The following is a 26,890-nucleotide window of genomic DNA, read 5'->3' as shown; positions in this document are numbered from 1 at the left end:
TCCGTGGAGTGCATCATGAGTGCTTATATCCGTATCGAGAAAGGTGAAAGCGGCTGGGGCGGCCCACTGGAGCTGCCGATAGTGCCGGGCAAGAAAATCGTCTATATCACCGCCGGTACCCGCCCTGCGATCATCGATCTGTTAAGCGATCTCACCGGTTGGCCGGCGGTAGACGGCTTCAAAGAAGGTGAACCGCCGGCGGAAGAAATCGCCCTGGCCGTCATCGACTGCGGCGGCACCCTGCGCTGCGGCCTGTACCCAAAGCGCCGTATCCCAACGATCAATATCCACGCCACCGGCCAATCCGGCCCGCTGGCGCAGTATATTCTTGAAGATATCTACGTTTCCGGGGTGCGCGAAAACAACATCCGCCGTATCGAACGCCAGGAAGGCGAAGCGGCAGCAGGCGCTGCACCGGTAGCAGACGCCCCCAAAGCCCGCGATTACGACACCAGCAAGAAAATCACCGAACAGAGCGATGGCCTGCTGGCCAAAGTGGGGATGGGAATGGGCTCGGTGGTGGCGGTGTTCTTCCAGGCCGGGCGCGACACCATCGACACCGTGCTGAAAACCATACTGCCGTTTATGGCGTTCGTCTCTGCGCTGATCGGCATCATCATGGCCTCTGGCCTGGGCGATTTCATCGCGCACGGCCTGACGCCGCTGGCCAACAGCCCCATCGGGCTGGTGACGCTGGCGCTGATCTGCTCCTTCCCGCTGCTTTCCCCGTTCCTTGGCCCAGGCGCCGTAATCGCTCAGGTGATCGGCGTGCTGGTCGGCGTGCAGATCGGCCTTGGCCATATCCCGCCGCAGTTGGCGTTGCCGGCGTTGTTTGCCATTAACGCCCAGGCCTCCTGCGATTTCATCCCGGTGGGGTTGTCGCTGGCGGAAGCCAAACAGGACACGGTGCGCGTTGGGGTGCCTTCCGTACTGGTCGGCCGTTTCCTGACCGGCGCCCCTACCGTGCTGATTGCCTGGGCGGCTTCGGCCTTTATTTATCAGTAACTTCCACTCTGCAGAGAACGTGCTATGAACACTATTTTCCAAACCACTATCACACACATCGGCGGCTGCGCGCGTGACGCACTGCAGGACGATATGTTGATCACTTTTAGGGAAGGCGCCCCCGCCGATATCGAAGCATTTTGCTTTATCCATCAGCACGGCAATACCACCGGCGAACTGCAGGTGGGCGGCGTGATGGAACTGGCCGAGCGGCGCTACCCGATCACTGCGGTCGGTAGCGTCGCCACCCAAAACCTGCGCGAACTGGGCCACGTTACGGTGCGCTTCGATGGTGAAGCGTTAGCAGAATTTCCCGGCTCAATCCACGTATCCGGCCCCACGCCGGCAGATATACCGTTAGGCAGTACGCTGAAATTTATCGCATAAGGAGTAGACCATGTCTGAAGTAGCTGTAGTGATTGGCGGTGGCCAAACGTTAGGCGCATTCCTTTGCCAAGGCCTGGCACAGGCCGGTTATCGCGTGGCGGTGGCCGATTTGAATGCCGACAACGCCCATCAGGTGGCACAGCAAATCAATGAAGAGTACGGCGCAGGCAGCGCCGTGGGGTTCCAGGCCGACGCCACCGATGAGGCCAGCGTCATCGCGCTGGCCCAAGCGGTGGATAACGCCTTCGGCGGGGCGAATCTGCTGGTGTACAGCGCCGGCCTCGCCAAGGCAGCGCCGATCACCGATTTCCTGCTGGGGGATTTCGATCGCTCGCTGCAAGTTAACCTGGTGGGGTATTTCCTCTGCGCCCGCGAGTTCTCTCGCCTGATGATCCGCGACGGCGTGGCGGGCCGCATCATCCAGATCAATTCAAAATCCGGCAAGGTCGGCAGCAAGCACAACTCCGGCTACAGCGCCGCCAAGTTCGGCGGCGTGGGGTTGACCCAGTCGCTGGCGCTCGATCTGGCGGAATACGGCATTACCGTTCATTCGCTGATGCTGGGCAACCTGCTGAAATCGCCGATGTTCCAGTCATTGCTGCCACAGTATGCGCAAAAGCTCGGCATCAAACCGGAAGAGGTTGAACAGTACTATATCGATAAAGTGCCGTTGAAACGCGGTTGTGATTACCAGGACGTGCTGAACACATTGCTGTTCTACGCCAGCGATAAAGCCGCGTACTGCACCGGCCAGTCAATCAACATCACCGGCGGCCAGGTGATGTTTTAACCCTAACGCCCCGGCCGCGATTGGCCGGGGCACGTATCCAGGAGCAACCATGAGCAGCGCCTTGATTACTTTCGCTATTATCGCCTGGCTGATGCAAATCGCCCTCGGCTGGTGGCAGTTACAACGTTTCAACCGTGCATTCGCGCGGCTTTGCCGGCTTGGCGCCGTCGGCGTTGGGCGCAGCGGCGGCCGGATGCGCCCGCGCGTGGTGCTGGCGCTGGCGTTTGACGCCCAACAGCGGGTGTGCGGCAGCATGATTATGCGCGGCCTGACCATCTTCGCCCAACCCAAGCCCCTTCCCCGCCTGCATGGTTTACATCAGCGGGATTTACGCCCGAATGTGATCTTCCCTAAGGATCGGCAATGCCAAATAGCACTAACGTTAGCGATCGCACCGAAAACATGATATTTTCACATTAAAAGACATTACCTTTCATAGTGAACACTTCGCTGGAGGGAATGTTTAACTCTTGTGAACAGGAATCGCTATGAAACCAAAGCAGCGGCAGGCCGCCATCCTCGAGTATCTACAGCGGCATGGCAAAACGGCGGTAGACGTTTTAGCCGAACATTTCTCCACCACCGGCACCACTATCCGTAAGGATCTCACCCTGCTGGAGGAGGAAGGCGCGGTTATCCGTACCTACGGCGGCGTAGTGCTCAGCCGCGATGACGGCGATCAGCCCATCGATCGCAAAACCCACATCAATACCGAAAAAAAACGCCAGATTGCCCATGCCGCCGCCAAACTGATCAACGACGGCGATTCGCTGATTTTCGACGCCGGCAGCACGGTGCTGCAAATGGTGCCGCACCTGGCGCAGTTCAACAACATCACGGTAATGACCAACAGCCTGCATATCGTTAACGCGCTGGTGGAGCTGGATAACGATCAAACCATCCTGATGCCTGGCGGCACCTACCGCAAAAAATCGGCTTCGTTCCACGGCAGCCTGGCGGAATCCGCCTTTCATCAGTTCAGTTTCGATAAACTGTTCATCGGCGCCGATGGGGTGGACCTTAACGCCGGCGTGACCACCTTCAACGAAGTACACAACGTCAGCAAGGCCATGTGCGAAGCCGCCAGCCGCATCATCCTGCTGGTGGATTCCTCCAAATTCGGCCGCAAAAGCCCAAACGTGGTGTGCGAATTGGGCATGGTTGATACCTTAATCACCGATAATGACATTCCCCCGGATTACCTCACCGCCCTGCAGGAAAGAGGGATCAAGACCATTCTGGTTGGAGGCCGCAATGCATAAAGCCGATGCGCTACTCAATTTTGCCCGCGAAACCCTGGAGATCGAACTGGCCGAAGCGCAGCGCCTGTTGGCCAGGCTGGACGGCAACTTTGTACGTGCCTGTGAGCTGCTGCTGCACTGCCGCGGCAAAGCGGTGATTTCCGGCATCGGTAAGTCCGGCCATATCGGCAAGAAAATCGCCGCTTCACTCGCCAGCACCGGCACGCCGGCCTTTTTCGTCCACCCGGCGGAAGCGCTGCACGGCGATCTGGGCATGATCAGCAAACAAGACGTGGTGATTTTTATCTCTTATTCCGGGCGCGCCAAAGAGCTGGATTTGATCCTGCCGCTGCTGGCGGAAAGCCAGATCCCGGTGATCGCCATTACCGGCGGTAAAGAATCGCCGCTGGCGCAGGCCGCCGCCTGCCTGCTGGATATCAGCGTGGAGCGCGAAGCCTGCCCGATGGGCCTGGCCCCCACCTCCAGCGCCGTCAACACGCTGATGATCGGCGACGCGTTAGCCATGGCGCTAATGCGCCAGCGTGGTTTCAACGCCGAGGATTTCGCCCGTTCACATCCCGGCGGCAGCCTGGGCGCCCGCCTGCTTAACCGCGTGCATCACCTGATGCGCACCGACGATCGCCTGCCCAAAGTCAGTGAAGATGCCGACATAATGGCCGCCATGTTGGAGCTAAGCCGCACCGGGCTTGGGCTGGTGGCGGTATGCGACGCACAGCAAAAAGTCGTGGGGGTGTTTACCGACGGCGACCTGCGCCGCTGGCTGGTCAAAGGCAACTCACTTAACGACAGCCTGGCCCCGGCGATCACCCGCCCCGGCTACCGCCTGCCGGAACAGTGGCGTGCGGGCGAGGCGCTGGAAGCGCTGCATCAGCAACATATCAGCGCCGCGCCGGTGGTTGATCTGGATGGCGTGCTGGTTGGCGCCATCAACCTGCACGATCTGCACCAGGCCGGAATTAGCTAACCGCCCCAGGCCAACTCTGCTCCCTCTCCCTTGGGAGAGGCCGGGGTGAGGGGGAAAAACGCCCCAGGCCAACTCTGCCCCCTCTCCCTTGGGAGATGGCCGGGGTGAGGGGGAAAAAAGCCCCAGGCCAACTCTGCCCCCTCTCCCTTGGGAGAGGGCCGGGGTGAGGGGGAAAACGCCCCAGGCCAACTCTACCCCCTCTCCCTTGGGAGAGGGCCGGGGTGAGGGGGAAAAACGCCCCAGGCCAACTCTGCCCCCTCTCCCTTGGGAGAGGGCCGGGGTGAGGGGAAAAACGCCCCAGGCCAACTCTGCCCCCCTCTCCCTTGGGAGAGGGCCGGGGTGAGGGGAAAACCCTTGCCCCCTTCCACTGGCAGAAACCAGAATGGAAACCGCAATCACCACCAGGCATGGAAATGATGCACCGGGCCAATACCGTGCCCGACCTCCAGCGTATCCGCCTGTTCCAACGCCTTTTGCAGATAGTCCTTAGCTGCTGCCACCGCCTCCGCCCAGTTAGCATGGCGTGGCCGCAACGCCGCCAGCGCCGCAGACAGCGTGCAGCCCGTGCCGTGAGTGTGGCGCGTGGCAACGCGCGGCGCGGTGAAACGCCGCTCCCCTTCGGCGCTAAACAACCAATCCGGGCTTTCCTGCTCGCTCAAATGTCCGCCCTTGATCAACACCGCTTTGCACCCTAGGGCCAAAAGCGCTCTGCCCTGCTCGCGCATTTGCCGTTCGTTTTCCGCCGGGGCGCAGCCCAGCAAAGCGGCGGCCTCCGGCAGGTTCGGGGTAATTATCGCCACCTGCGGCAAAAGAAGCTGGCGGATGGCCGCCACCGCCTCCGGCGCCAATAAGGGATCGCCGCTTTTAGCCAGCATCACCGTATCCAGCACGACAAAAGGCGGCTGATAGCGGCGCAAACGTTCCGCCACTGCCTGCACGATCTCGGCATTGGCCAACATGCCTATTTTAGCGCTGTCGATACGCACATCGCTCAGCACGGAATCCATCTGCGCCGCCACAAATTCCGGCGCGATGTTATACACCGACTGCACGCCACGCGTATTCTGCGCCACCAGCGCGGTAATCACGCTGGTGCCGTATGCGCCAAGCGCCGAGAAGGTTTTCAAATCTGCCTGGATGCCGGCGCCGCCGCTGGGATCGGTGCCTGCAATCGTCAACGCATTAATCCGTTTCATTGCAGATCCTCCGCGCGCAGTTGGTACAACGCATCGAGGAAGGCCGGCGTAAAACTGCCTGGCCCCGCCGCTATCGCGCAGGCCCGCTGACCGCATAACGCCATCACTCGGCAGGCCGTCGCGACGTTATCAAGGCGCGCCCCCGGCAGGCTACAAAACGCCGCCGCCACCGCAGACAGTGAACAGCCGGTACCCACGACCCGCGTCATCAGCGCATCGCCACCGGTTACCGCCCAACTGCGCACACCATCCGTGACATAATCAATTTCGCCGGTTACCGCCACCACGGCGCCGCTGGTACTTGCTAACGCCTGCGCAGCGGGCAGTGCCGCCAGTGAATCGTCGGTGCTGTCCACCCCGCGCCCACCGCCCCGCTGGCCGCTCAGCGCCATAATTTCCGATGCGTTACCGCGAATTGCCGCCGGCTTTAGCGTTAATAATTGCCGGGCAAACTCGGTGCGATAGCGCAACCCACCCACCGCCACCGGATCCAGCGCCCAAGGGGTACCCGCCTGGTTCGCCGCCTTAACGGCGGCCAGCATGGCTGCTGCACTGGCTTCGGTTAGCGTGCCAATATTCACCAGCAGCGCGCTGGCAATGCCGCTGAACTCCGCCGCTTCGCTGGGCTCTACCACCATCGCCGGCGAAGCGCCTAACGCCAACAGTACATTGGCCGTTAACGACTGCACGACATCATTGGTCAGGCAATGCACCAGCGGTGGGTGTTGTTTGAATTGGTGGAAACAGGCCGCGGCGCGTGCGCCGGCTAAGGTATCTGGTCGAGCGTTCATAATCCTCCCAACCGGCGTTCAAGAAGGCGGGCACCGGTTGGGGCACCGAGACTTCCCTACGCTGGCATTATCCAGTTCAGGTAATACGGGTAAAATCTCAGCCAATGCGCATTGCACAAAGGCACCCCGAGTCTTTGATAAATCTGTAAATTTTCACTTAAAACTTTATTAAGTTCTAAACAGGATACTGCCAGCGGCAAGGGTTGTAAATCATTGGTGGCATGTGGCGGGATACAGAAAGCTTGGCCATAACGTAGATAAAAACATTACCAAGCATGCAGATATGTATACAAAGGGGGTAGGTTGCGCATAGGCGGGCACGACCTAGCTTTGATGTGCAGACACAATGAGTAAACTATTTGGCAAAATTTATTTTTACTCTTTTTTTCGAAAATGATAAAGATAACAACATAAATTCGTTAAGGAAGGTAATGAATCAAAATCAAAGCGGCGGTTATCTTTTGCTTCTCCTTTCAAGGTATGAACTATTTTCACTAACGAAAATAATGCGCAGAGAGTGATTTAACATGATAAAAAACATCCATATAGAGAACTATCGCTCGATTAAAAACCTCTCATTGGAACTCGATAAGCTTAATATCATTTTTGGCCCAAATGGCTGTGGGAAATCAAACCTTTATAAAGCTATTCACCTTTTATCCGGTGCAGCTACAAATCAGCTTTCGTCGTTGTTAAGTGATGAAGGTGGCATAGAAAATGCTATGTGGACAGGGATTTCGAGATCAAACCACAGCGCTCGCAGGTTGCTGTTATCATGCGAAACGGAAGACTTCGAGTATGAACTGCAGATCGGTTTTCCAGACAAACTTCGCTTTAAAACACTCTTCGAATTAGATCCAGTGATAAAAGAAGAAAACATATGGCTTGCTGGATATAATCGTAGACCATCGTCTCAGATCTTACGCAGGAAAAATCAAGCCGTAGTATTATCTGATATAAATGGAGATAAAGTAACACATGCAGGTTATATTTATGAAAATGAATCTTTATTTAGCCAACTCAGTGAGCCACATCTTTATCCCGAAATATCGCAGACCAAAGAGACTATTCGTAATTGGCGTTTTTATCATGAATTTGACGTTTCGCGAAAATCCGCAATTAGGCAACCACAAGTTGGATTTAGGTCGCCAATTTTAGCCAGTGATGGTAGAAATCTTGCCGCTGCTTATCAAACCATTGTCGAAATTGGCCACATTGAACTTTTAACTGAGATACTGCATGACGCTTTCCCAGAGTGTTCCTTTTTTTGCATAAATGACAAAGCCAGATTTAACATGATGATGAATCGTAAAGGATTATCTCGGCCACTGCATATAAACGAGATGTCTGATGGCACTATCAGATTTTTATGCCTGGCCGTGGCTCTGTTGAGCCCACGCCCGCCTTCATTAATTGTACTCAATGAACCAGAGAATAGCCTTCACCCTCAAATGCTACCTGCGTTAGCAAATTTAATATCAGAAGCCAGTCAATATTCACAAATCTGGCTTACAAGCCATTCACCTCAACTGGCTGAATTAATAAGTAAACATATTGAATTTCAATTATACGAGCTTTCAATTGATGAAGGACAAACTTCAGCAAGGAAAACATGAGATAGATAGAAATTATTTAATATAGGGATAGTTGCAACAGCCACTAAAGAAGAGTGGAAAGTGTTTATGTTTTTGGGTACCAGTAAAAATCCCGACAACAAGATCGGGACACCCGGATTTTATTTAAAAAATAATTAAATTGAATTTGTAATAACTAATTCACACTTACCAGTAAGAAAATTAAAAATTACATGTAAAACTCAATAAAATATTATTATTCCATTACCATTCGAATAACACCAGATGATCTATTCTCAGGCAACTGAAAAACGTTACTCCATAGTTCTTGCACTAGTTCACAGGCAATTTTTTCCTTTCCGATACCCTTGAGTGGCTCGCCTATTATGATGAGATCCTGACCATACTTTAGCATCATTTTCTGTATTACTAACTTAGGTCAGTGTGCTCACCCACCGTGATATCAACGCCCCCCTGGCCCGCAAAGATACCCGTCTGCTCCTTCACGCTGTCGTAGTTGCTGTGCATCTTGTCCCGGCTCAGGTTCACGCTGCCCGAACCGCTCATCGAGCCAAGGGTGAAACTCCCGCCGGCGCTGGCGTTCTGCTGCTTCGCGTCGTAGTTGTCGCTGTCCTGTTCGCTAATCAACCATGTCAGCCATTTACTTGCTGCTTTCATTACGCTTTCCCTGCGTTATTTTCCCACGGATTTTAACAGCCTTGTCGCTCCTGCCATTACCGGTTTTCCATCAGCGATGCTTCCCCGGACGCGGCGCCACGCCGACCGCAATGATATGACGCGCTATTACAGCCGAAGCCCCAGCCTGCACCTTAAAGGCGACTGGCTGGAAGCCGCGGGATTTGGGACTGATGCCCCCGGTAATTGTCACCGTTGAGCACGGCCAGTTGCTGGTTCGCCCTGTAATTAAGTGACAGACAATAAATATCCTCCGGCATAGCCGGAGGTTTTTCTGATGCGCCTATAAGGCTCTGTTACCAGCCGCGCCCTAACAGGCGCATACGATCTGACATTTGCATCAGACTCCGTTACTTACGGCCCGTAAACGGGCTACCCGGGTAAGGGATCGATAACTGCTCGCCCATTTTATCCTCTTCAAGTTGGTGCTTTATGTATTCCTGTATCTTCGCGGTGTTCTTCCCCACCGTATCTACGTAGTACCCCCGGCACCAGAACTCCCTGTTTCTGTATTTGAATTTCAGATCTCCAAACTGCTCATAAAGCATCAGACTGCTTTTCCCTTTCAGATATCCCATAAAGCCAGATACGCTCATTTTGGGCGGGATTTCCACAAGCATATGGATATGATCTGCGCAGCATTCAGCTTCCAGGATCCGTACATTTTTCCACTCACACAGCTTTCTTAAGATACTGCCTATCGCCAGACGTTTCTCTCCGTAAAACGCTTGTCCTCGGTATTTTGGCGCAAAAACTATGTGATATTTACAGTTCCATAGGGTGTGCGCTAAGCTCTTTTCGTCCCCCATTGGGACCCCCTTTTGATTTCTTGTTGAACTTTTGCAGTTGCCAGACCGCAAGATGTTTTAACAAATCAAAAGGGGTTTTAATAACTGGCTTAAAGCTGAAAGCTTTCCGGAACCCCCAGCCTAGTTGGGGGTTTTCCATAGACAAAAAATCCCGGCCAGTTTGAGGGGCCGGGATTTCGTTATAGGGTCATTTAGCTGACTCTTTTCTAACTTTGCGTTCTTGCAACTTGGCTTTTATCCAAAGTCCGACACCTAAAATAAGGCCACCGATATATCCTGATTCAAAAAAGGATGAAAAAACATCCATCCAACTGAACGGGAAAAAACCCTTTTTAAAATAAATAATCACTGACGCAAGAAGCACTGATATAAAATCAAAAAATAAAAACAATATCATACACATAAGCATCACCTTGATTAATAATAGGAAACTAATTTTTATTTTCATTTTTTCCCTTTTCATCCAAGTGACTTTTTACAAAATTTCCTGTTTCCTCACTGATATAGCTACCACCAATAGCGCCTGTTAAATCAGAAACAGCCTCTTCTGCAACTTTCGACGTTACGCCTTTTATTATGGTGCCACCAATACCTCCAGCTACAGTACCAGCGCCAGCACCTGCAACAGAGTTAGTCGGATCTTCCCCTTTAATACCGCTACCAACCGCAGCGCCGCCCATATTTATCGCCGCAGATACCTTCCATCCTTTCCCTGTCGTGGCTGCCGCTGTTACTCCAGCCAGAATTGCATCAACATAACTGAACTCGTCATTTCCACTAAGCTGAACGCCAGTGTTAACCGCTGTACCTATCGCTGCGTTGAGAGCCATACCTTCTTTTATCGTGTTGCCCAGCATGCTACTGCCGAATATCAGTGCCGGATCGCCGATGCCGGCATTGGATTTATGATACCCCCACGTTTTCATTATGGTTTGCGCTTGTTGCTGTGCTTCTGTCTGCGGGGCTGATTTCAGATAATCCTGTCCTGTCAGCATCCCAGTAATCAGCTCTTTAGTGACGGCATCACCGTATTGTGCCTGCATTTCGGCAGCGTAGATCCTCAGATAGCTGGCCAGTTCCACTTTTTCTCCCGCTGTCATCGCCGCAGGATCGCTGTTGAACAGGGCGACTAACGCATCACTTCGCTGATCCGCATTCTCAAGTTCCAAAAACTCCTTAGCAGTTTGCAGCGTCTTATCGCCCTTCTTCACTTTTTCCGCTAACTCATCACGTTTTGCCGATGATGTGCTGCTCAGGAAATTATTCTCCACGGTCGTCTTCCCGGCCTGTGCTGCCGTTAACGTATCAGCGTTACTGTCTCCAATCAACCCGCCTGCCAGCCCTGCCGCCAGCGTTCCCAACATGCTGATTGTCTGCTTCTCGCTTTCGCTCAGTTCACTGACGTTTTTACCGGGATACAGCGCCTCCATCACTAGCTGCGCCATCACCTCACCGCTAACGGCGCCTGCCGCACCCGCCAATACATTGTTGCCCTGCGCCGCTGCCAGCACCGCGTTCACCACTGCATGGGCCATCAGACGCGAAGTGCCTTCCTCTGTCGTCTGCGCGATTATAGTCGCCAGATACGGCGCACTGCCGCCCGGCAGGGCTTTCGCCAGATCGCCACCCGCCAACCCCTGCACCGCCGCCGTCGCCGCCTGGATTACCTGTTGATACTTGCCGCCGGTGCCGTAACCCGACGCGTTAAACGCCTGATTGTAGAAATTCTGGTACACCTGGCCGCTGATATCGTCTGCGGTCGGTTCCTTGCCCGGATTAGTTTTGCGCCACTCCGCCTCGGCGGATTTCAGCTGCTCCGGCGTCACGCTCTGCATCCGCTCGTTCGCCGCTTTGGTGGCTTCTATCTGCCCCTGCGTGCGCACGATATCACTCACCTGATTCCCAATCTCCCCTATCAGTTGCGCTTCCCTTAGCCGGTTCTGCTCTTTCTCCTTATCAAATATCGGGCTTAACGTCTGGTTGGCGTGTTCAACATCCCGGCTCAGGTCTGCCACATCTTGCTGCTGGTTCGCCGGGTCGCGAATGATAATCGTGCCTTCACTCACCGCCGATTGCGTAGTCGAACGCGCGCTGCCGCTGTCGTTCACCCCGGTCAGCAGGCCGTTCGCCATATTCCCCGCGAACTGCCCGCCGATGCTACCGCCCGAGCTGATACCCACGCTCTGGTGTTCCACCTGGTAGTCCGCCTTGTTTTCGATATCGCTGAACCCCAGCGTGCCGGTATCCAGTGTATTCTTCTCCGCACTGGCCGTCGAACCTATCACCGCACCGTTCAACTGCGTATGCTCACCCACCGTGATATCAACGCCCCCCTGGCCCGCAAAGATACCCGTCTGCTCCTGCACGCTGTCGTAGTTGCTGTGCATCTTGTCCCGGCTCAGGTTCACGCTGCCCGAACCGCTCATCGAACCAAAGGTAAAACTCCCGCCGGCGCTGGCGTTCTGCTGCTTCGCGTCGTAGTTGTCGCTGTCCTGTTCGCTGGTTAACGTCAGGTTACGCCCCACATCCATCGTCACTTTATCGCCACTGACCTGTGCGCCGGTCAGGGTGGTGTCGCGCCCGCTGGTGATGGTCAGATTATTGCCGGCGTTGAGCGTGGTTTCGGTATGGGTCAGGCCATTGCCGCTTTCGCTGCCCGTGCCCTTGTTCACGCTGGCCGACACGCTGATACCCCAGCCCCCTTGCCCGGCGCCGATCCCCACGCCAATACTGCCCCCCTTGCTCTCGTTTTTGCCCTCAAGCTGCTGGCTGTTCTCGGCAGACACCAGATTCACGTCCCGCGCCGCATTCAGCGTAATGTCTTTCCCGGCCTGCAGTTGGCTACCCTGCACGTTGATATCGCTGCCGGTGGCATGAATATTCAAGCTGTTGCCCGCCGTCAGGGTACTGCCCTGGCTCTGGGTCTGGCTGCTGGCCTGCTCGGATTTGAACGACTGGCTGCCATAGGAAAGGCTCACGCCGATGGCGTTCTGATTTTGGGCATCCGTCGTCGCCAACACGCCGCCCTGCGCCGCTTCCACCCCACTTAAGGCCGCTTTCATGCCCTGCAGCGTGGCCAAACGGCCACTGCTTTCTTTACCGGCCTGATTGGCCGTGGTAACCGCCGTGTTCGCCGCACTGCCCACCGAGCCGGACAACGCCAGCGTCAGCCCGCTTTGTTTCTGCTCCAGGCTGTGGGTCTGGCTGCTCTGATTTTCGGCCGCCAGAATATCGACGTCTTTTCCGGTCAGGTTGATATCTTTCGCCGCCAGCACGTCGGAACCTTGTACCGTCACATGGTTCCCCGCATTCAGCGTGACATTCCCCTGGGTGCTGCCCACCGTGCTGCCAACCTGGCTGACGGTGTTTTCGCTGTCGGTGATTTTCAGGCTGTTTGTGCCGTAGCTGAAGCCAATGCCGCCGGTGCCGGAAAAGCTGGATTTCTTGCTTTGGCTGGCCGCGCTGGCCTGGTAGTGATTTTCCACCGTCCCGAGCGTAATATCGTTGCCTGCCGTCAACGCAATATCCTCACTGGCAACAATATTGCTGCCCATCACGTTGATATCCTTGCCGCTTTGCAGAATAACCGCCTGCCCGCTCAACAGGCTGCCATTGGCTGTGCTGCTGTGCTCCTCCCGCTGGTAGGCATTCTGGCTGCTGCTCAGAAAACCTTTACTGCTGCTACTGCCCTGCTGCATCAGGTGCTGTTCATCCCGGCTGGCGTTGAGAGAAATATCCCCGGCCGCGTTAAGCCCAATCGTGCCTGCCTCACTTTGCAGCGTGCTGCCCTGGAGGGTGATATCCCCCTGTTTCGCGATGACCGTCACGCCGTCTTTGGCGCTGAACACGCTGCCAAGCGCGGTATCGCTGGCGCTTTCGGTCTGGCGCTGGCTTTGCGTAGCGCCCACCTGGTTTTGCTCGCTGTCGCTCTCCGCCAACCGCTGACGCGCCTCCTTGAGGGTTACCTGTTGTGCGCTCAAGCCAATGCTGCCTGCCGCGCTGTCCACCTGCGCGCCTTCGGCGATCACGGCGCCGCCGGCCACCAGCGTCACACCGTTGTCACCGCTGAGCGCACTGGTGTGCAGGGTCTCTTCCCGGCGGCTATTGCTCACCGTTGAGGTGCTGCTGTTGGCATGCAGTTGGGTATCATGGGTGGTGGTATCGGCCAGTAATGCCACATTGCCGCCGGCCCGCAGTTGCGTTTCCCCTCCGGCGGCGGCCTGGCTACCCTGCAGGGTGAGATCCTGGCCCGCCGTCAGGCTGAGGTTGCCGCCGGCATTCAGGCTGCTGCCCAAAGCCTGCTGCCATTCACCGCTCACCTGGGCCAGGCGTTCACCGGCGGCTTCCAGCCCGGCGCTGGTGCGGTTGCCCATCGCGCCGGCAATCACGTTCAGTTCCGCCGTCGTGCTGCTACGGGCCGTGGTGATGTTCAGATTATTGCTGACGCTAAGGCTGAGGTTCTCGCTGGCGGTGAGGCTCGCCCCCTGCAAACGGATATCGCCGCCGCTCAGGCTAAGCTCACGCGCCTGCATGCTTGCCTGGCGCAGCGCATCCTGCAGGTTGGTGCTCAGGCCGATGCTGTCTGCCTGCACATTGAGGGTATCAGCACGGATGTCGCCCCCCAGATGCAGGAACTGGTCGCTATCAATACTTAACGCCTGATCGGCAAACAGGTTAGCCGCATTGCTGAGGCTGCCGGTTGACAGCTGCAGATTGCCGCCCGCGATCACCGCGCCATCACCGGTGATGCGCACCGTGCTGTTGGCCAGATAGACTTGCGGCACCCACACGGTCTGCGGCCCCGTGGCCGTCTCAACCGTTTCGCTCACCAGCCAGACGATATCCTGCTGTAATGCGGCAATCTGTGACGGCGTGAGGGCCACGCCGGGCACCAGATGGAAATCTTCCGCCACCGTGATCGCGTTATTCATCAGGGCCTGATATTGCGCCATGGCATCAAAGCCCTGCAATGAGGGGCGCCCGGTCAACGCCAGTAGCTGTTCACGCACCACCCGCTGTTCGTAGTAACCATCCCCCAAGCGCTTATGCACCTGGCTGGGATCATAACCGACCTGCTGCAACAGATAATCGCTGCTCAGGAACTGGCTTCTGTCGGTAAAGCGTGAGTCAGTCACCACCAGGAAAGCGCTCTCTGCCGCAGTTTGCTGGCGGAACAGACCATTATTAGGAATCGTCGTCGCTACGTTGGCCAGATGCTGTTGGTCGGTTAACGCCAGCTCACCTGGCGTGAGCGGCCGGCTGCCCTCCGCCAGCCCGGTATCGGCGGCCTGCCAGCGCTGCCCGCTGATGTTGACCGCTAACGGGTTGCGTTCCCATTCGGCGCGTTCGGCCGCCGCCGCGTTTTGCGCGGCCGCCACGGTGCTGATTTGCGCCTGGTTGACGGTGGTGTTTGTCAGCTGTGCGCCGCTGAGCGTGACATTGCCGTAACCGCTGATAACCCCGTCAAGGGTGGTTAAGGCGGTGGTTTCGTCGATAGTGTAGGTCGGGTACCAATGCCCCTCCGCCCGATCATAATGATCGACAATATATTCCTGGCGCCGCTGATTCACCGAATAGCCGCGGTTGATGATGTTGGCAGTGCCGTCAATCGTCAGGTTGCCGTTGCTGCTGATGGTGCTGGCGTCATTCTGCAGTTGCCCGGCAATATGCAGGAACATGTTGCCCCCGGCGAGCAGGCTCGCCCCAACGCCGGCGGAAACCAGCCGATCTTCGGTAAGGGTGCCCGTGGCGGTGCGTTCACGCAGGTTGTTGTAATCCGTCACATAAGGCGCGCTGGCAATATCGATAAACCGATCGGGGCTCCACTGCTCGATCTTTTCGCTATCGGTGGCATTCCACCAGACGGTGTTTTGATAAGGGGTGGGAACAGCGCGTTGCCGCGGGCCGCGCGTCTCGTAAAACGTCATGGCATAGCTGCCGTCGGCGTTGGGAACCAGAGCCAGATAGTTGACCCACAGGCTGATCGATTGCCCCTGAGCGTCTTTTACCTGAACCTCCGCCCGTTTGGCGTTGGCGTCAATATTCAGCAACGTGCCATAGGGGTTGCTCTCTGCCGCCGCATCGTCACGGAAGGTCAACCGTTGGGTGGTCGGCGCCAGGGTGCTGACATCCGTATTGACGTCCTCGCCATAGGAACGCCAGTAGTAGTTGTATCGGTGCCAGCTGTAATCGCTGGTCTGGGCGTCGCGTTCAATCTCCAGCCCGTCACGCAGGTTGTCAAAGCGCGTCGCCGTCAGGGTGAGATCCCCTTCCGCTTCAATCGTGCCGGCACGGTTTTCAATCAGATCCGCGCTGGAAAGCGCCAGGGAGCCAGCGCTGTAAATCAGCGCGCCAGCCTGGTTGGTCAACCGCTCGCCGGTTATCAGGCTGATGTGCGCCGTGGCGGCAATCAGCGCTTCGCGGCCATGGTTATCCACCGTCCGGCTGTTGACCGTGAGGTTATCCGCCATCAGCGTCGCCGAGTTGTCCAGGCTGTCGGCGTCGAAGGCCAGCGTATCGGCTTCAATGCGCCCCTGATTGCGCAGTTCCCCGGTGGTGAAACGCAGCGTTTTACCGACCAGCGTCGCCAGGTTGTTCAGGTGCGTGCTGTAGAGCGTAAGCTCACCCGGCAGCAACCAGTCGGCCAGGTTGGTCAATACGCCGGCCACCCGCAGGATCACCGCGCTGTTGCTGTTTATCGTGTCCCCGGCCTGATGGGTGTAATCCTGCTGAATTGAAAGTTGCAGCGCCTGCTGGCTGAGCAACGTTCCCCCCTGATTATCCAGCGATTGGGCCGCCACCGTTAACGCCCCGCCGCTCTGGATCGTCCCGCCCTGGTTTAATAGGGCCAACGCGGGCGTGGCGCCGCCGCTGATACGCAATGAATCATTGGATAAAATACGCCCCTGGCGATTATCCAGTGCGGCCAGCTGTGACAGGGCCAGAGTGCCCGCGCTCTGCACGCGCCCGGCGCTATTATCCAGCGTTTGCGCGCTCACGTCGGTCTGCGTGGTGCCAATCAACAGGCCGCCGTCCCGGTTATTCAACTGCCCGGCATACACCGTCAATGCGCCCTGGCTGCTGATTATCCCCTGGTGACTGTTGTCGATATTCTCGCCGTTGAGCGTCAGCGCCTGGCTGGAAACCAATTGCCCCGCCTGGTTATCCATGCGGCTGCCGTTCAGCGTGAGGGCGCCGCCGCTGTGGATTTTACCCTGCTGGTTATTGAGATAGCTGAAATGATAATCGCCCGCCCCCTGGCCGATCACGGTGCCCGCCAGGTTATCAAACTGGTCGGCAGTCAGTTGGATCGTGCCCTGGCTGCTAATCACGCCCTGGGCGTTCAGCAGCCGTGCGGCGCTGATCTGCACCCCTTCACCGCTTTGCAAATTGCCCTGGCGGTTATCCAACTGGTCGCTCAGGGTTAGATGCAGCTGTTGCTGGCTGTAGAGCAGGCCGTTTTGCGGGTTATCGATGCTCTGCGCCCGGATCTGTAGCTGTTCGCCCGCCAGCAGTTGCCCACCCTCATTGTGCAACACGCCGGCAAGGGCCGCGTCCGTTTGCCCCTGTAACCACAAGCGCGCTTGCGCGCTGATTTTTCCGCCCTGGTTGTACACGTCCTGAAGTATCTGCAGCAGCACACTGCCTGCAGACTGCACTACGCCGTACTGGTTATTCCAGCGCGTGGCGGTCAGGCTGGCATCCTGCTGGCTGACGACCTCGCCCTGCTGGTTATCGAAACGCTGGCTAACCGCCGTCAACGATCCCTGGCTGCCGATCCAGCCTTCAGCATTCAGGATATTCTCCGCCAGCAAGCGCTGCGCCTGCTGGCTGAAGAGAGTGCCATTGCGGTTATCCAACGCGCCGGTGAACTGCATATCCAGCGTATCCAGCGCCTGGATTGCCCCCTGCGTGTTGATCAGTTCGCGCGCGCGTATCGTGCCGCTACCGCCACTGGCCAGCTTTCCGCCCTGATTGTCCCAGGCCCCGGAAAGGTGCAATGCCAACGCCTGCTGGCTTTTCACCAGCCCCTGTTGCCGGTTGTTCAACTGCCCGCCATTGAGCGACAGCGCTGCGCCGCTGAGCAATTTGCCCGCATCATTATTGAACAGGCTGAGTGCGCCGCCCTGCCAATGGAGATCCTGCTGCGCCGTCAGGGTACCCGCCTGATTATTGATGTTACCGGCGGTGTTGATGGCCAGCTCACCGCCCGATTGCAGCCGGCCTGCGGCATTATCCAGGCTGCCCGCCGCAATGCTGGCCTGCTGCCCGCCCAGCGCCGTGCCTTTGCGGTTATCCCAATGGCCTTCGGTCGTCACCGCCAGCACGTCGCCGGCTTCCATCAGCCCTTGCTGATTGTCGATCGCCTCCTGGGCATCAAGCTGCAGCCGCCCCTGGCTCACCATCTGCCCCCCGGCATTATTCAGCGCCTGTGCCGCAAGCTGAAGATGCTGGCCGCGGATCTCACCCTCCTGGTTACTGAGCAGCCCTTGGCTATTCAGAGCCAGGCTCCCGCCGGCCAATAACTGGCCCTGGCGGTTATCCAGCCCGTTTAGCGCCGTAATGCCCAACGTTGACTGGCTTTGCAGGGTGCCCTGAAGGTTGATCAATGCGCCGACATCCAGTTGCAAACCGCCGTTGCCGCCCATCACGCCGGAGGTGTTGTTCAACAGGCCGCTCACCCGCCAATGCTGCGCCGTGCCGTCCAGCGCCACCAGCCGGCCGCGCAGGTTATTGAGGGCGGCGCTATTCAGGCTAAGCCATTGCGCTTCAATACTGCCATCGGTGTTATCCAGCGCACCACGCAGGGTAAAACGACTTTCCCCCGTGCCCACCTGCGACCAGACGCCCGCCTGGTTGTACAGGCTATCGGCGGTGATTTGCCAGTTCCCGGCGCGGATTTGCGCCTGCTGCGTGTCGAGGTACCCCAAACTGTTGACGGTGAGTTGCTCACTGTCCACCTGCGCCTGTTGCAACAGCACGTCCCCGGCTTGCGCCGTCAACTGCGCCTGCCCGGCTGCCAGGCGGCTGTGGCTTAAATCCACCCGGCGGCCGGTCACCACTACCTGTTTCTGGCTCAGCAAGCTGCCGCTGGCGCGAATATCCCCCTGGCTGACGAGAGTAATATCCGCCGCGCGGATCAGGCTGCTGTTCGCATCGCTGCCCGCCAAAAGCGCCCCGCTGCTCTGGATACCTTGCTCAGCGCGCAGCGTGACGTTGCCGGCCGCCGCCAGCGTGCCGGATTGGCGAATTTCGCCCTGGCGGCTTTGTACGGCCAGTTGGCCACCACTGTACAGTTTGCCCTGGTGTTCAACGCTGTCTCGGGCGGTTAAGCTAATATCTCCGCCGGCCTGCGTGTAAGGCTCCGCTGTGCCGGCCTGCCAGACAAGTTTGCCCTCACTGCTCACCACCAGGGTCTTTTCAGCCTGCAGATGCCCGCCCTGATTGCGAACCCCCACCCCCGCTTCGGTGCCGATCATCCGGATATGGCCGCTGTACATGCCGCCCATCTGGCCCATATCGATGGCCAACTCGGGTTTGGCGCTGCCGTCGTCCGAAAACGGCGTCGCGGTTTTACCGTCCGCGCTCACGCGGTTGCGGCCAGCCACCACCGACAGCTCATCTTTGGCCCAGACGCCGGCATTGATTGCTACCGCGCGCGCCAGAATATCCACGTATTCGGTATCATGACGGCTATCGCCATTCAGCCCGCCGCCCTCCACGCGCACTACGCCGCGTTCGATCTGGTAGCCCGCCAGGCTGCCGTCGGCGTTCAACTGCGGCTTGCCGGTCGTCAGCGTCATTCGCCCGGCATTGAGGGTGCCGCAACCATTGCAGACAATCCCCGCCGGGTTAGCGACAATCACCTGCGCCCGCCCGCCGGCCACTTCCAGAAAACCGCGCAGTTGGCTGGGGTTGTTGCTGTTGACTTCATTGAGGATCACCCGTGCGGGGGCGGCATCCGGATTCAGGTTAGGGTTGCCCTGTATCATCCCGGCCATCTGGGTGGACGTCATTACCGCCGAGTTGTTGAGAATGGCGCCTTTCTGCTCGACATCAAACTGCTGATACTGGTTGTGCGATATCCCGGCCTGATTGGGCGCGGTAATATTCACCTGCGGTAAGCCGTTCGCCGTGGCAATCACATCCGGCCGCTGGCCGGGCGCCGCCGCACTGTCCGCCACAATGCCGTCGGCCGCCGCCGGCCCGGCAAACAGCGCCAGCCCCAGCAGCCATACCGTGCGGCGCAGCGTCACCCACAACCGTGGCGCGCCGGCGCCGCGGCTTTGCCCCGGCTCGCTGCTGCAACTGCGGGCCAGTTCGGAAACCACCCGCAGTTCCCCATGGGTGCGGCTGAAAATAAGGCGATAGCAATGCTTGTTCATGAGTCACATCCGTGAGAAAAGTCAGTCCGTTCTGGTCAGTTGCGGCACAGGGCCGGCCTCAGATCTCCAGGTTGACGCTAAAGCCAGCCGACGCACCGGATGTGCGGAAATTATCCGGCTTGTAGAGCGGCATACCGGCGAACAGATCGTAGCCAAACCGCCCCCACATCGCCCCCCGCATGCCCAAAGCGCTGCCCACCAGTTGGCGGCCGACCAGATGCCGAGCGCCGGGGCCGCCGACGCGCCCATAATCGGCGGCCAGATACAGCTCATGGCCACGCGCTCCTATGTTCCACGCCAACTCATTGCGCCAAAGCAGCCCCTTCTCCCCGGACAGCATCTGTTCGCCGTCAAAGCCGCGCACCGTATAACGCCCGGCGATGGCCATTCGCTCCTGCGGCGTCAGCGCGTTCGGGCTCCACTGGCCGCGAACCAGGGTGTAATACCGCCAGGGTTGTTTGCCCCATACGAAAGGCTGGTTGACGCTCAGATCGCCAAGCAAAATACCGGTACGGGCGCTACCGCTGTGTGTGGCCTCCTCCGGCGCGGGCAAGGCGCCGAACGCCCCGGTGCCGCGGCGCCAATTGAGGTTCACATCCAGCGTGGCGCGGCCGAGGTAACTGCGCTGGTTAACGCCCAGCTCCCAGCCGGCGGTGCGGCGCTGCTGTAGGCCGATGTCGATGCCATCCACCGCATTAGAGGAATGCTTACGATAGGCGTGCAGGTTGAGCGTGGTTTTATGCGCCTGATTGCGAAACAGCAGCCGGGACACCGTCAGTTGCAGGTTGTCGCTCTTGCCGCTGTAGCTCAGCACCTCATTCGCATTGGGGATATTCTGCTGATAGGTGTAGTCGTTGTAGTTGGCGGAAACCGCCCAGTAGCCGATCGGGAAAAAGTAGTTCAGGGTGTGTGAACGGTTGCCGAACGGCCCGTGCTGGAACAGGTTCTTGCCGATATTGGCATAGAACAGATCGTTCTGCGCCAACGGGGCATCCACCGCCAACGTCGCAGATCCGAGGTAGCGGCCGGTGCTTTTTGCACCGCTGTCGTCCAGCCCCAGGTTAAGCCGCACCGGGCGGCCCGCTTTCCAGTTCACCCGTAGGTCACTGGTGGCTTCGCGCTCGCCAGGAACGATGGTGATGTCGGCGGCCGCGCTGGGCACACGTTTGAAGTTTTCCAGCCCTTGTTCCAGATCCCGCAGGTTGAGAATGTCGCCCGGCGAGGCCGGAATGGCATTCCACAGCTGCCCACGCCAGGAAACCGGCGCCTCAAAGCGGATATCGCCAATGCGCCCGGGCTGCAGAGTGAGCGTCAGCACGCCGGTGGTCAGATCCTGTTCCTGCGCCATCACGCGGGTGGTGACGTATCCCCGCGCCAGAATGGCGTTCTGCACTTTGTTGATGATCAGTACGATGCCCTGGCTACCCAGGCAGCGGCCTCTGGCGCCATTTGCGGCATCCAGCGCCCACTGAAAGCGGGCGGCCGAGTCGCCTTCCAGACGCAGAGTATTGATGATGAAGCAGGGTTGCTCATTGATGGGGTAATCGGGCAAAACAACGCTGGGGCGGGCCAGGCGCACATCGGAATCCGGCGCGTTCTGTTCGCGCAGCACGCGTTCACGCTGTTGCTGGCGCAATTGTTCCCGCGCATCCAGCTCGGCCCCTTGTGCGGCGGCGGCAGAAGGCGGCGGTTCGATAGTGTTGTGCTCTGCCGGGTTGAATAAAGCCGCCGAAAGCGGAAAAACCACACCGCCCAGCGCCAACGGCGCGGCAAAACGCCATAGATGCTTCCTGCATACCAGCATTTCTGATCCCTGAAGGTATTAACTGTAAAGAATTCGTCAATTTGTGTGAGGATTATTATTCACATCAGAATAATAATCAACCAACACCAACGGGTTAATTTGCCATTTACCTCTAAATAATGACTATAATAAGTTAATTTACGATATTTATCGTTATTTTATATTCATAAAACAGATAATAATAAATAAACGCATTCACACCATTAATAGATGAGCGAAGCGCCGGCCACCGGTTTTTTTCATCCGGCGCGAAAAACAAACGGCGCAACGCTCCAGGCGCCCCGGCCCGCACGGCAAATGATTTAGCGTATAGTGGCGGGAAGAGATAAAGGAGCCGCTATGCAGATAAGAAAATACCAAGAGGCCGATCGCCCATTCCTGCGCACTTTGTATCTGGCAGCCCGCAAGGCCGCCTACCACTGGCGAGATACGCGCGGCTATCAGTTGGAAGACTTTGATCGCGCCACCCTCGGTGAGGATATCTGGGTGGCGGAACAACAAGGCAAGCTGCTGGGGTTTGTTTCCATTCACCGCGCCGACAATTTCATTCACAACCTGTTTGTCGATCCGCACCTGCCGCCACAGGGCGTGGGCAGCGCGCTGCTGCACCACGCCGAAAACACCTTCACCCATACCGGTTCGCTGAAATGCCTGGTAAAAAACCACAAGGCGCTGGCGTTTTACCGCAAGCACGGCTGGCGCGTGATCGCCACCGGGGAAGACGGCGACGAAGAGTATTACCTGCTGCATTCGCCGAAAAAATAACGCGGCCTAACCATTGATGTCGGCCCCTTGCGCCAGCACCGCGCCGATAACGGCAAACCCGGTTAAGGCGGCGAAGCCAAAGTGAAAACCACTCATGCCCGGGTTGACCTGCAGGATAATCACCATCAATGCCAGCGCAACCGCGCCGCTGGCGTATTGCGCCGTGACCATCAACCCACTGGCGCCCCCCTGCTGTTCATCCGGCACATCATCGGTGCCAACCACAAACTTCGCGGTATAAATCATGCCATGGCCGATACCGCTCAGCAGCAGCCCGGGAATGAAAACCAGCCAGGCCATATTTTCCCCCAGTGAGCAAGCAATCAGCAGCAGCCCGGCGGCGCCGATCATAAAGCCCCGGGCCAATACACCGGCCGCCGGCAGCCGTGCGAACAATTTACCGGCGATCATATTGCCGGTAATAATCATCAGCGTCAGCGGCATAAAAAACAGGCCGGTTTGCCAGGCGCTGTAGCCATAGTGGTTCTGCAACAGCAACGTCAGCAAAAACAGTTCGGTTCCCACGCTGGCCATGTATAAACCACTGGCGGTACAGCCCCGTTGCAACCCTGCCAGGTTGCGTAGCCCACACGCCACCAGCGGTTGTCGGCTGTGTTTTTCGCCAAGCAGAAATAGCCACAGTAAAACCGTAGTCATACCCAGCCAGCGATGCGTGACGGGGTGATCCAGCCCGTGCTCGGCCAGTGCGCTCATCGCCATGACCACGCCCAGCACACTCAGCGTGCCCAATAAGGCGGCCAACAACGGCAACCGTTGGCGCGGCACAGTGCGGCATGCAACGCGAAAATAGCGGAACGCGGCCCAGATACACAGCGCCCCCAGCGGCACATTAACCAAAAACACCAGCCGCCAGCTCAGCTGCGTAAAAGCGCCGCCCAGCACAACGCCCGCCACCAGGCCGGCGGCGCCAACCGTGCTCCAGACGGTGAGGGCTTTTGCCCGCGCATGGCCAGCACTGAAGTGATGGGAGATCAACGCAATGATCGCCGGCTGTAAAAACGCAGCGCCCAACCCCTGAACGCCACGGGCAATCACCAACGCCGTGGCCGATGCCGTCATACCGCCCCACAGCGAAGCCAGGCTGAACAACGCCATCGCCAGCACAAACATGCTCCTGGCGCCGAACGCATCACAACAGCGGCCGCCAACCAGTAAAAAACCGGCAAAAACCACGCCATAGGCAGAGACCACCCACTGCGCGTGCGCCGGCACCAAATGCAGGCTGGCGGCGATGTTCGGCAACGCCACATAGATAATCGAATAATCCAACGCGATCACAAACTGCGCCAGTGAAAGCGCTGCCAGCGTAAGTGATAAGCGCGTTAATGTGCCGTCCGGCGCTGAAATACAACCTGTCATAACCCTTTATCCTTCTGTAGGCGCCAAAACGCTGATGAATTGTTCTCATCATAAAAATGGCGTTTAATGAGGTTACTCCGGCTGTAAAAGCCAAATCAAAGTCATTAAATTCAGCAATGGATGAAATAAACTCAGCATGAGAAAGCTTCGCCTGCCGCCATTGGGGGCGCTACGGGCCTTCAACGCCGTGGCTGTTCACCACAGCTTCAAACGCGCTGCCGACGAAATTGGCGTCACCGCCACGGCAATCAGCCACCAGATACGGCAATTGGAAGAGCAGTTGGCCACCAGGGTGTTTGAACGCAGTGCGAAGGGGGTGGCGTTAACCGCCAGCGGGGAAATACTGTTTAGCACAACGCAGCGGCTGTTTAACGAGCTGCAGGATACCGTGGAAAAGATCCATGCCCATAATGCGCCGCCGGTGCTTACCGTCACCACCACCTCGAATTTCCTCACCCACTGGCTGGTGGCGCGCCTGGCGGCACTGAAGGTGGCGTTGCCGGATATCGATCTGCGCCTGCATACCAGCGTGGAAAGCATTGATCTGGCGCGTAAAACGGTCGATGCGGCCATCCGTTACCGTGAAACGGCAGAAGACACGCTGGCGTCAACCCTGCTCTATCAGGATGAATTCATCCTGGTCGCCAGCCCGGCGTTGGCTATCCGGCGGCTTGAAGATTTATCGTCGGCCACCCTGTTTCACGTTGATAACCGCCACGTCCCTGCGGCGGCGCCCACCTGGCAACACTGGAAAACGCGCTTTGGCCCGGCAATGCTCAACAGCGAGGCCGGGGTGCACTTCACCGATGAAACCCATGCGATACAGGCCGTGGTCGCCGGCCAGGGGGTGGCGATCGTCAGCAGCCTGCTGGCGCACGATTTCATCCGCCAAGGGGTGCTGGCAGCGCCTTTCGCCCACGCGCTGCCCGGCGCAAATTACTATTTCGTCACCCTGGCGGAAAACAGCGAACGGGAAGATATCAGCAGCCTGCGCAACTGGCTGCTAAGCCACATGGCGCAGATAAAAGACGGCGATTAACCGCCGGCGCGCGGCCGGCGGCACCCTGCAACAACGAACGCTTACAGTTGGTAAATCGACGCCTGCCACGGCTGGAGTTCCAGTTGCGCGGCGCCTTGCGCCACCGCGCGGCCAGCACCGCTGTCCAGCTTGATCGCATTAATCGTGATCCCAGCCGGCAAGGCGTATTTCAGCGGCTGCTCGCTGAAGTTAATCACCACCAGATAGCGCTGATCGCCCAGGGTGCGGGTATAGGCAAATACCTGGGCGTTGGCAGGATCGATATCCTTGAATTCGCCGTAGATCAGCGCCGGCGTTTGGCTGCGCAGGGCAATCAGGCGGCGGTGATAGTTATAGACGGAATCCGGATCGTGCTGCTGGGCGGCGGCATTGATCTGCGCATAGTTAGGGTTAACCGCCAGCCACGGCTTGCCGGTGGTGAAGCCGCCATTGGCTTCGGTGTTCCACTGCATCGGCGTGCGCGCATTATCACGGCTGGTCTGCCGAACATTCTGCAGGTATTCCTGCGCCAGCACTTTACCGGTGGCCACCAGGTCACGCCATTGCCCCCTGATCTCAACGTCTTCAAAATCCTCCACCCGCTGGAACGGGTAGTTGGTCATGCCCAACTCGTCCCCCTGGTAAAGAAACGGCGTTGCGCGCTGCGTCAGCATCATCGTCGCCAGCGCCTTGGCCGAGGCCACTCGCCAGCGCGGGCTATCGTCGCCAAAGTGCGAGACGGCGCGTGGGTTGTCGTGGTTGCTCAGGAAGCTGGTGTTCCAGCCGTTCGCCCCAGAGCCACTGTCGATTTTGGCGTAGGTCGCTTTAAGCTGCGGCAACGTCCAGTCGGTTTTACGCCAACCATCACGATCCATCCGCACCAGATCAAAATTAAACAGCATGTTCAGTTCATGGCGCTGCGGATCGGTAAATTTCTTCGCCTGTTCGGTGGTGACGCCAAACGCTTCGCCCACGGTCATGGTGTCATAATGGGACAACACTTCGCGGTTCATTTCCTGCAGGTATTGGTGAATATGCGGCCCGTTGGCGAACACATATTCCGGGTGCGCCAATGCCGCGGCGGGCAGATCGGGCAGGCCCGGCTGTTTGGAAATAAACGGAATCACATCCATGCGGAAGCCGGAAACGCCCTTGTCCAGCCAGAAGCGCATAATGTCATACACCCCTTGCCGCACCTTTGGGTTCTCCCAGTTGAGATCCGGCTGTTTGCTGGCAAAATAATGCAAATAGTATTGGCCGGTTTGCGCATCCCGCGTCCAGGCTGAACCGCTGAAAAACGAAGGGTAGTTATTCGGCGCTTTGCCGTCGTGCCCATCGCGCCAGATGTAGAAATCACGATACGGGTTGTCTTTGGCCTTGCGGCTTTCCACAAACCACTGGTGCTCATCGCTGGTATGGTTGACCACCAGATCGATAATCAACCGCATATCGCGTTTTTTCACTTCCGCCATCAGGCGATCAAAATCCGCCATGGTGCCGAATTCTTTCATCACCTTGCGGTAGTCACGGATGTCATAACCGTTGTCCGCATTAGGCGAATCAAAGTGCGGGCTCAGCCAGATAACGTTAACCCCCAACGTTTTCAGGTAATCGAGCTTTTCCGTAATGCCGTTCAGATCGCCGATGCCGTCACCGTTGCTATCGTTGAATGAACGGGGGTAAACCTGATAGACCACCGCTTCTTTCCACCAGGCGGCCTCATTATGCATTGGCTGAACTGCTGTGGTGTTTGCCATCGTCTCCTCCGTGTTTGCGGCCAGCGCCTGCTGACCCAGCATTGCCATCATCAGCGCGGCTGATAAGCAGCCTTGGCGTAACACTGAATGTTTCTTGGGGAAGTTACTCATTTTTTTATCTCGCTAACGGACTAAAAATAGGACATTTTCCGCCATTACTGGCAGGCTTAACCCACATATTCTTTGCCGGTATGCCGCTGCCCAGAGTGATTTGCAGCGGTTGAACAGGCCTTAATGGCAAGGTAATCCCCGCCCTTTTTTCCTGCGCCGGCAGCGCGCGAAATTTGTGAGCGATATCAATTAAAAA

At 57.7% G+C, this 26,890-nt stretch carries 17 protein-coding genes, 2 pseudogenes and 1 riboswitch; of the genes and pseudogenes, 10 read left to right on the top strand and 9 right to left on the bottom strand.

Annotated features, from left to right (window positions below; genetic code table 11):
- The first annotated feature begins 15 nt into the window (after nucleotides 1-15).
- The 6 genes from srlE (at nucleotide 16) to gutQ (ending at nucleotide 4,408) form a co-directional block, all read left to right on the top strand.
- On the top strand, nucleotides 16-1,005 hold the full coding sequence (gene srlE, locus ACN28Q_RS18720; RefSeq protein WP_095847726.1) for a PTS glucitol/sorbitol transporter subunit IIB: 990 nt from the start codon (nucleotides 16-18) through the stop codon (nucleotides 1,003-1,005).
- Nucleotides 1,006-1,029: 24 nt separating this feature from the next.
- Nucleotides 1,030-1,392, top strand: coding sequence for a PTS glucitol/sorbitol transporter subunit IIA (srlB, locus tag ACN28Q_RS18715; RefSeq protein WP_095847725.1), 363 nt, complete (start codon nucleotides 1,030-1,032; stop codon nucleotides 1,390-1,392).
- Between the two features lie 10 nt (nucleotides 1,393-1,402).
- A complete protein-coding gene (gene srlD, locus ACN28Q_RS18710; protein ID WP_095847724.1) occupies nucleotides 1,403-2,182 on the top strand; it encodes a sorbitol-6-phosphate dehydrogenase in 780 nt (259 codons plus the stop codon).
- Nucleotides 2,183-2,231: 49 nt separating this feature from the next.
- Nucleotides 2,232-2,588, top strand: coding sequence for a transcriptional regulator GutM (gene gutM, locus ACN28Q_RS18705; protein ID WP_095847723.1), 357 nt, complete (start codon nucleotides 2,232-2,234; stop codon nucleotides 2,586-2,588).
- Between the two features lie 82 nt (nucleotides 2,589-2,670).
- A complete protein-coding gene (gene srlR / locus ACN28Q_RS18700; protein WP_095847722.1) occupies nucleotides 2,671-3,444 on the top strand; it encodes a glucitol operon DNA-binding transcriptional repressor SrlR in 774 nt (257 codons plus the stop codon).
- Entirely contained in the window at nucleotides 3,437-4,408 is a 972-nt protein-coding gene (gene gutQ / locus ACN28Q_RS18695) for an arabinose-5-phosphate isomerase GutQ (RefSeq protein ID WP_095847721.1), read from the top strand. Before srlR ends, gutQ begins: the two co-directional genes overlap by 8 nt.
- A 395-nt stretch (nucleotides 4,409-4,803) precedes the next feature.
- On the opposite strand, the gene thiD is transcribed toward gutQ, so the two are convergent.
- Both thiD and thiM read right to left on the bottom strand, forming a co-directional pair.
- Complete coding sequence (thiD, locus tag ACN28Q_RS18690) at nucleotides 4,804-5,604, bottom strand: bifunctional hydroxymethylpyrimidine kinase/phosphomethylpyrimidine kinase (protein WP_095847720.1); 801 nt, start codon at nucleotides 5,602-5,604, stop codon at nucleotides 4,804-4,806.
- Nucleotides 5,601-6,395: a hydroxyethylthiazole kinase gene (gene thiM / locus ACN28Q_RS18685; RefSeq protein ID WP_095847719.1), complete on the bottom strand. Its 795-nt coding sequence runs from the start codon at nucleotides 6,393-6,395 to the stop codon at nucleotides 5,601-5,603. Before thiM ends, thiD begins: the two co-directional genes overlap by 4 nt.
- A gap of 36 nt (nucleotides 6,396-6,431) precedes the next feature.
- A riboswitch (TPP riboswitch) is annotated at nucleotides 6,432-6,534 on the bottom strand.
- 388 nt (nucleotides 6,535-6,922) lie between these two features.
- Between thiM and ACN28Q_RS18680 the strand changes: the two genes are divergently transcribed.
- Nucleotides 6,923-8,011, top strand: a complete 1,089-nt coding sequence (locus tag ACN28Q_RS18680) for an AAA family ATPase (protein ID WP_095847718.1) — start codon at nucleotides 6,923-6,925, stop codon at nucleotides 8,009-8,011.
- A gap of 390 nt (nucleotides 8,012-8,401) precedes the next feature.
- Here ACN28Q_RS18680 and ACN28Q_RS18675 read toward each other — a convergent pair.
- Nucleotides 8,402-8,632, bottom strand: a pseudogene (locus tag ACN28Q_RS18675) (VENN motif pre-toxin domain-containing protein); the annotation flags it as partial.
- Nucleotides 8,633-8,723: 91 nt separating this feature from the next.
- Here ACN28Q_RS18675 and ACN28Q_RS18670 point away from each other — a divergent pair.
- Nucleotides 8,724-8,901, top strand: a pseudogene (locus ACN28Q_RS18670) (SymE family type I addiction module toxin).
- 114 nt (nucleotides 8,902-9,015) lie between these two features.
- Here the strand turns inward: ACN28Q_RS18670 and tnpA are convergent.
- The 4 genes from tnpA to ACN28Q_RS18650 all read right to left on the bottom strand — a co-directional run bounded on the left by tnpA (nucleotide 9,016) and on the right by ACN28Q_RS18650 (nucleotide 21,663).
- Entirely contained in the window at nucleotides 9,016-9,474 is a 459-nt protein-coding gene (gene tnpA, locus ACN28Q_RS18665) for an IS200/IS605 family transposase (protein WP_121525938.1), read from the bottom strand.
- 187 nt (nucleotides 9,475-9,661) lie between these two features.
- A complete protein-coding gene (locus ACN28Q_RS18660) occupies nucleotides 9,662-9,922 on the bottom strand; it encodes a hypothetical protein (RefSeq protein ID WP_095847716.1) in 261 nt (86 codons plus the stop codon).
- Nucleotides 9,906-19,859 carry a hemagglutinin repeat-containing protein gene (locus ACN28Q_RS18655; protein WP_095847715.1) on the bottom strand — a complete coding sequence of 3,318 codons (9,954 nt, stop codon included), beginning with the start codon at nucleotides 19,857-19,859 and terminating at the stop codon, nucleotides 9,906-9,908. Before ACN28Q_RS18655 ends, ACN28Q_RS18660 begins: the two co-directional genes overlap by 17 nt.
- A gap of 58 nt (nucleotides 19,860-19,917) precedes the next feature.
- The gene (locus ACN28Q_RS18650; RefSeq protein ID WP_095847714.1) at nucleotides 19,918-21,663 is read right to left on the bottom strand and encodes a ShlB/FhaC/HecB family hemolysin secretion/activation protein; all 1,746 of its coding nucleotides are present in this window, start codon (nucleotides 21,661-21,663) and stop codon (nucleotides 19,918-19,920) included.
- A gap of 339 nt (nucleotides 21,664-22,002) precedes the next feature.
- Here ACN28Q_RS18650 and ACN28Q_RS18645 point away from each other — a divergent pair, with 339 nt between their 5' ends.
- Complete coding sequence (locus ACN28Q_RS18645; RefSeq protein ID WP_095847713.1) at nucleotides 22,003-22,428, top strand: GNAT family N-acetyltransferase; 426 nt, start codon at nucleotides 22,003-22,005, stop codon at nucleotides 22,426-22,428.
- A 6-nt stretch (nucleotides 22,429-22,434) separates the two neighbouring features.
- Here ACN28Q_RS18645 and ACN28Q_RS18640 read toward each other — a convergent pair whose 3' ends face one another.
- The gene (locus tag ACN28Q_RS18640) at nucleotides 22,435-23,808 is read right to left on the bottom strand and encodes an MFS transporter (RefSeq protein WP_095847712.1); all 1,374 of its coding nucleotides are present in this window, start codon (nucleotides 23,806-23,808) and stop codon (nucleotides 22,435-22,437) included.
- A gap of 136 nt (nucleotides 23,809-23,944) precedes the next feature.
- Here ACN28Q_RS18640 and ACN28Q_RS18635 point away from each other — a divergent pair, with 136 nt between their 5' ends.
- Entirely contained in the window at nucleotides 23,945-24,847 is a 903-nt protein-coding gene (locus ACN28Q_RS18635) for a LysR substrate-binding domain-containing protein (protein ID WP_095847711.1), read from the top strand.
- A gap of 41 nt (nucleotides 24,848-24,888) precedes the next feature.
- Here the strand turns inward: ACN28Q_RS18635 and ACN28Q_RS18630 are convergent, their stop codons facing one another.
- Nucleotides 24,889-26,694, bottom strand: coding sequence for a glycoside hydrolase family 13 protein (locus ACN28Q_RS18630; protein WP_095847710.1), 1,806 nt, complete (start codon nucleotides 26,692-26,694; stop codon nucleotides 24,889-24,891).
- Nucleotides 26,695-26,890 lie beyond the last annotated feature (196 nt).

The organism is Gibbsiella quercinecans (assembly GCF_002291425.1).
GTDB classification, from domain to species: Bacteria; Pseudomonadota; Gammaproteobacteria; order Enterobacterales; family Enterobacteriaceae; genus Gibbsiella; species Gibbsiella quercinecans.
This window is presented reverse-complemented; position numbering and strand designations above follow the sequence as displayed.